This window comes from Azospirillum sp. UFLA03-27, from assembly GCF_059803775.1.
Window position 1 is genome coordinate 1 of sequence record NZ_JAUQTX010000344.1, and the last position, 5518, is coordinate 5518.

At 67.9% G+C, this 5518-nt stretch carries 6 protein-coding genes; 2 read left to right on the plus strand and 4 right to left on the minus strand.

Annotated elements, in window-relative coordinates; translation table 11 throughout:
• Window position 1 precedes the first annotated feature (1 nt).
• The gene (locus tag Q4I23_RS30080; protein ID WP_498528654.1) at window positions 2–181 is read right to left on the minus strand and encodes a hypothetical protein; all 180 of its coding nucleotides are present in this window, start codon (window positions 179–181) and stop codon (window positions 2–4) included.
• Complete coding sequence (locus Q4I23_RS30085; RefSeq protein WP_454018671.1) at window positions 178–504, minus strand: hypothetical protein; 327 nt, start codon at window positions 502–504, stop codon at window positions 178–180. The genes Q4I23_RS30080 and Q4I23_RS30085 overlap by 4 nt, the downstream gene beginning before the upstream one ends.
• A gap of 46 nt (window positions 505–550) precedes the next feature.
• On the opposite strand from Q4I23_RS30085, the gene Q4I23_RS30090 reads away from it, so the two are divergent.
• Window positions 551–1603: an RluA family pseudouridine synthase gene (locus Q4I23_RS30090; protein WP_498528655.1), complete on the plus strand. Its 1053-nt coding sequence runs from the start codon at window positions 551–553 to the stop codon at window positions 1601–1603.
• Between the two features lie 183 nt (window positions 1604–1786).
• Window positions 1787–2671: an RNA polymerase sigma factor RpoH gene (gene rpoH / locus Q4I23_RS30095; RefSeq protein WP_237903271.1), complete on the plus strand. Its 885-nt coding sequence runs from the start codon at window positions 1787–1789 to the stop codon at window positions 2669–2671.
• 132 nt (window positions 2672–2803) lie between these two features.
• Here rpoH and Q4I23_RS30100 read toward each other — a convergent pair whose 3' ends face one another.
• Together Q4I23_RS30100 and Q4I23_RS30105 are read right to left on the minus strand one after the other, a co-directional pair.
• Window positions 2804–3331 (minus strand): hypothetical protein, encoded by a 528-nt coding sequence (locus tag Q4I23_RS30100; protein WP_454018673.1) that lies wholly within the window; start codon window positions 3329–3331, stop codon window positions 2804–2806.
• 34 nt (window positions 3332–3365) lie between these two features.
• Window positions 3366–5408: a serine/threonine-protein kinase gene (locus Q4I23_RS30105; RefSeq protein ID WP_237903269.1), complete on the minus strand. Its 2043-nt coding sequence runs from the start codon at window positions 5406–5408 to the stop codon at window positions 3366–3368.
• Between the last annotated feature and the right edge of the window lie 110 nt (window positions 5409–5518).

The window sequence follows — 5518 nt, forward strand, 5'->3', positions numbered from 1 at the left end:
GTTATAGTCTCGTGGGCTCGGAGATGTGTATAAGAGACAGGCGGGTGACGCTGGCGGTCAGCGGGTCCTGCCCATAGGGATCGGCGGACCCGACCGCGGCCGCGGCCAGCGCGTTGACCACCTCCGGCGCGGCACCGGCCACATTGTCGCTGCGGAAGTCATGGATGAAGGCGTTGGTCATGGCGCAGCGGCTCCGGCGGTGACGGTGACGGCGATGGCGCCGGTGCGCGGGTCCATCACATAGAGGCGGTCCGCGGCGTCCGGTATGGTGACGCGGAAGACGACGCGGTTGCCAACCGCCACCGGGTCGCCCAGGCGCGCGCCCGCCGGCAGGCCCAACGTGACCTCCTCCATCCGGCCCGCGGGGGCGGCGGCCCGCTCGGTGTCGGCGCCGGCCCGGCGCTCCGGATCGCTGATGCGCTTGTAGAGTTCGACGCCGAGGAACGCGAAGCCGGCGATGATCATCACGCCCATGATGACGATGAGTGCCTTGAGGAACTGCACGGTTTGGGGTCCACTCTCGCGCGAATGTGAGGAGTTTTGCCGAACGATGCCCGAACGCACCGAATTCGACGACGATGAGGACGAATACACCGGAACGCAGGACGGCGAAACCGGCGAAGGCGCGCGGCAGCGCTGGAGCGTTCCGGACGACGCCGGCGGCCAGCGGCTCGACAAGGCCCTGGCGACGGGGCTTCCCGGCCTGTCGCGGTCGCGCGTGCAGGCGTTGCTGGCGCAGGGCTGCGTGCAGGACGGCAATGGGCGGACGGTCACGGACCCTTCCGTGAGGGTGAAGCCCGGACAAACTTTCGACGTTTTCATCCCCGAAGCTGAACCTGCACAGCCCGAGGCCCAGGACATACCCCTGGACGTGGTCTATGAGGATGAGGACGTGTTGGTGATCGACAAGCCCGCCGGCATGGTGGTCCACCCCGCCGCCGGCAATCCGGACGGCACGCTGGTCAACGCCCTGCTCGCCCATTGCGGCGACAGCCTGTCGGGCATCGGCGGCGTCCGGCGTCCGGGGATCGTCCACCGGCTCGACAAGGACACCAGCGGCCTGATGGTCGTCGCCAAGAACGACCGCGCGCACCACGCGCTGACGGAGCAGTTCTCCGGCCGCACGCTCAGCCGCACCTATCAAGCGCTCGTCTGGGGCGTCCCCTCCCCCCGCGAAGGGCGGATCGAGGGCAACATCGGCCGCAGCAGCAGCGACCGCAAGAAGATGGCCGTGGTCGCCGGCGGCGGCAAGCACGCGGCCACCCGTTACCGCGTCGTCCGCTCCTTCGGCACCGCGCTGGCGCTGGTCGAATGCACGCTGGAGACCGGGCGCACCCATCAGATCCGCGTGCACATGGCGCACATCGGCCATCCCATCGTGGGCGACCCGCTCTATGGCAAGGGGCGTGCCGGACGCGCCGGCGGCAAGCATGCGTCAGCCCTGCCGGAACCCCATCGCGAGCGGTTTGTTGGCTTTCCACGGCAGGCGTTGCACGCCGTGGGGCTGACCTTCCGACACCCCGCAACGGGTGAGACGGTCCGCTTTCAGGCGCCGCTACCCACGGATATTAAAGATTTGTCAGATTTCTTAGAATCTCTGTAATCCACTATACCCGCGCGCAGAAGTCGGTTATTCTTCGCGTCAACAGCCACCAACGCTCACGCTTGCATCCGGGACCATCCCCGGCGGATCGAACGGGCAAGCGGACGGCGAGGCGGCGCAGAACAGTGAACGGCCGTGTGCCCGTCAGAAGGCACGAAAAACAGCCGTCGGAGAGGGTCCAACATGGCGACGATATCCAGCGTTCCGGTCATCAGTTCCGAAAGCAACCTCTCGCGCTACCTCCAGGAAATCCGCAAGTTTCCCATGCTCGCGGCGGAGGAGGAGTACATGCTGGCCAAGCGCTGGCAGGAGATCGAGGATTCGGACGCCGCGCACAAGCTGGTGACCAGCCATCTGCGGCTCGTGGCGAAGATCGCCATGGGCTACCGCGGCTACGGCCTGCCGCTGTCGGAGCTGATCTCCGAGGGCAACGTGGGCATGATGCAGGCGGTGAAGCGGTTCGACCCCGACCGCGGCTTCCGGCTGGCGACCTACGCCATGTGGTGGATCCGCGCCGCCATCCAGGAATACATCCTGCACAGCTGGTCGCTGGTGAAGATGGGCACCACGGCGGCCCAGAAGAAGCTGTTCTTCAACCTGCGCCGCCTGAAGGGCCAGATGCAGGCCATCGAGGAGGGCGACATGTCGCCCGAGCAGGTGCGCCACGTCGCCACGACCCTCGACGTGCCGGAGCAGGACGTCGTCAACATGAACCGCCGCCTCAGCGCGCCCGACCATTCGCTGAACGCGCCGCTGCGCGCCGACAGCGAGGGCGAGTGGCAGGACTGGCTGGTCGACGAGACGGCGAACCAGGAAATCTCCCTGGCCGAGAACGAGGAGCTGGGCAAGCGGCGCAAGCTGCTGACCGCCGCCATGGAGAACCTGAACGAGCGTGAGCGCGACATCCTGGAAGAGCGCCGCCTGCGCGACAATCCCACCACGCTGGAGGATCTGTCGCAGAAGTACGGCATCAGCCGCGAGCGCGTCCGCCAAATCGAGGTGCGCGCCTTCGAGAAGCTCCAGAAGGCCATCCGCAACGCCGCGGTGGAGCAGAAGCTGGCCGGGTAAGTTAATAACCCTCTCCCCTCTGGGGAGAGGGTGGCCCGAAGGGCCGGTGAGGGGGATGGGCGTGGCGGTACGTCCGGCACAAGCAGATCCCCCTCACCCTAACCCTCTCCCCGGAGGGGAGAGGGAATTCCCTCACGCCCCGGCGGGTTCGGCCAACTGGTCCTGCTCGTCGGGCGACAGGCCGCCCGCCTCGTCGAACAGGTCGCCGGCGACCTCCGGTCCCCATTCCTGGACCAGCCCGACCTTCACGTCCTTCAGCGCGCCGACCCGCTTTTCGGCGCGCATCACCTCGAAATTCGCCACCATCGGCGGAATGCCGAAATAGAGCGCCCAGCCGATCGCCGCCGACCCGTACATGATCAGCCAGGCCAGCGGGTCCATGAAGATCTTGCCGGCGGCGCCGATGGTGTGGTTGTGCTTCCACAGCTCGATGGCGTAGGGCATACAGCCGCAGAAATTCAGCCCGCCGACGGTGATCGGCGCCGATTTCTCGGGGTCGCGGTCGGTGACGTAGGCGACGATGGTCGGGATCATGCCGATGCCGAACAGGATCGAGGTGGGCAGCACCACCAGACCCGCCGGGATGATCAGCAGGATCAGCGTCAGCATGCTGCCCTTGCGTTTCTTCTTCTTTCCGCCGCTCTTGCCGCCGCGTGCCATGGGTGCCACCCGATCCTTGGTTTGAAGGCCGCCGTCAGAAGGCGAAGAAGAGGATGATGCCGCCGACCAGAAGGGTCGACAGCAGGCTCGACACGATGGCGGCCACCTGCCGCCCGGACGATTCGATGATGCTGTTCCGGTCGCCGATGCTCTGCCGCAGCTTGTTAATCTCGGCGTCGGCCTCGCGGTAGGCGATCTGGGCGGCCTCGAACTCAAGCTTGTCGCGACGCAGCGCCTCCGGATCGTCGACGATCTTCAGCAGATCGCCGAGCCGCCCGTTGTGGGCCGCGGAGTCGGCCAGCTTGCGCACATTGTCCTGGTGCGGCCGGCTGTGGAAGCGGCGGAAGGCCGGGTCGAGCAGGGAGACCACCCAGGCGGCGAGGTGCGACAGACCGTCGGTGCCGGTGCGCGCCTGCACGTCGGCCAGGATGGTCAGCATGGCGATCACCCGGCGCATCGGCTCGATGCTGGAACCGAGCTGGGTGTAGAGCATCTCGTCGGTCCGCCGGTGCCGCACCGCCAGAAAGGCGGCGATGTGGCGGTCGATGGGGTCCTTGTGCCGCTCGCTGCCCGCCCCCGTCCAGTCGAGCGCGCGCAGCAGCTCGGCCGGGTTGGTCGGCATCTGCTTGGCGACCAGCGGGCTTATGCAGGGCATGGTGGGGTTCATCTCGTAGAGCACGCGCTCCACCCCCAGACCGTGGCCCGTGCGGTCCAGCAGACCGCGGACCTGATCGAAGTTCTGCACCATCGGCACGAACTCCGGCTTGAAGTCGCTCTGCACGCTCACCCAGAACATGGGAAGCTGGTTGGCCAGGACCTCGGCCGACGGCTGGGGCGACTCGCCACGCAGGAAGGCTTCGGCCAGCATGGTGCCGATGCCGTCGGGCATCATCGCCTTGCCGCGGTAGCGGATGGGCGCACCGGGATCCAGCGCCATGCAGACGCGGGCGACCAGCCGTTCGGCCATGCTGCCGCCCTTGCCGGTGGTCGAGGCGGTCTGCACCGCGTTCGCCACCGCCTCGGCGCGGGCGTCGTCGCCCATGGAGCGGCGCAGCCATTTGTCCAGCTCGCCGCCCTCGATGACCGTGGCGGCGGGCGCCACATGGCGGGCGAAGGCGCGGGCCAGCGTGCGGCAATGCCAGTAGTCCTGCCCCTGGAACTCCAGCGGACGGGCGGCACGGCGCGGCACCTGCGGCTGCTTCGGGCTGAGGCGGCGCCCGGCGACCCAGAGGTCGAGGTCCTGGAGCGTCCAGCGCTGCTTGGGATCGTCGACCAGCAGACCGCGGATCACCTCGCTGATCGCCAGCGGCAGGCGCATCTGGCCGACCAGCGCCGGGTAGGACCCGCGCTCGATCTTGGCCTGAAGAATCGCCTCGTCCTCCGCCGCCCCCACCGGGTTGCGCCCCAGCAGCAGGAGCAGCAGCGTGACGCCAAGCGAATAGAGGTCGTCGGCCATGGTGCCGGTGCCGCGCCCGGCCGGCGAGGCCATGCCGCGCTCCACCGTCTCCAGCAGGACCGTCTGGCCGTAGCCGGGCGGGGTGGACAGGCATTCGCCCAGCATCAGGCTGCTGGAGGCCAGATCGCGGTAATAGAGATTGGTCGGGCGGATTGCGCCATGGACCACGCCGCGGCTCGACAGCTCCTTCAGCGCCGCAACCAGCGGATGGATGATCTGGCGGGTCAGATGGTCTTCGGGAATCGGGTCCGTGGTCTCGGTCAGGCTGTTCATCAGCCGCTTGCCCGCCGGACGCTCGAAGATCATGCAGAGGCGGCGCCCCTGGCTCGCCGGCCAGTCCACCATGCCCCAGTCGAGCAGGCGCATGTGGGCCTGGTTGTCGAGGCTGGCGACAGTGGCGGCGATGTCGGTGCGCGCCAGCGTGGCGCCGTGGCCGATGATGGCGAAGGCTTCGGAGCGCTTGTCACGCAGCGGCTTGGCCGTGTAGGCGTTGCCGCCGATTGTGTTGAGGGCGGCAAGCGGCGCGCTGGGGTGGATTTCGTACCGCTCGGCCAACTTGACCGGCTCGGCGTTCGCCATCATCCGATCCGCGGCGGCTGCGGTCATGGCATCGGATGGCATGGCGTTCGAATCCCCGGAGCCTGCGAGCGTGTGCCAGCCTTAGTCGCTCGAAAAGGGCAAACAAATTGTTAACGCGGGGAAAGTGGTCGCATCGGGCCCCCACCCAACCC

Coding starts and splice junctions, on each gene's coding strand:
- Q4I23_RS30080 (WP_498528654.1), bottom strand. CDS start 181: ATGACCAACGCCTTCATCCATGACTTCCGCAGCGACAATGTGGCCGGT.
- Q4I23_RS30090 (WP_498528655.1), top strand. CDS start 551: ATGCCCGAACGCACCGAATTCGACGACGATGAGGACGAATACACCGGA.
- rpoH (WP_237903271.1), top strand. CDS start 1,787: ATGGCGACGATATCCAGCGTTCCGGTCATCAGTTCCGAAAGCAACCTC.
- Q4I23_RS30100 (WP_454018673.1), bottom strand. CDS start 3,331: ATGGCACGCGGCGGCAAGAGCGGCGGAAAGAAGAAGAAACGCAAGGGC.
- Q4I23_RS30105 (WP_237903269.1), bottom strand. CDS start 5,408: ATGCCATCCGATGCCATGACCGCAGCCGCCGCGGATCGGATGATGGCG.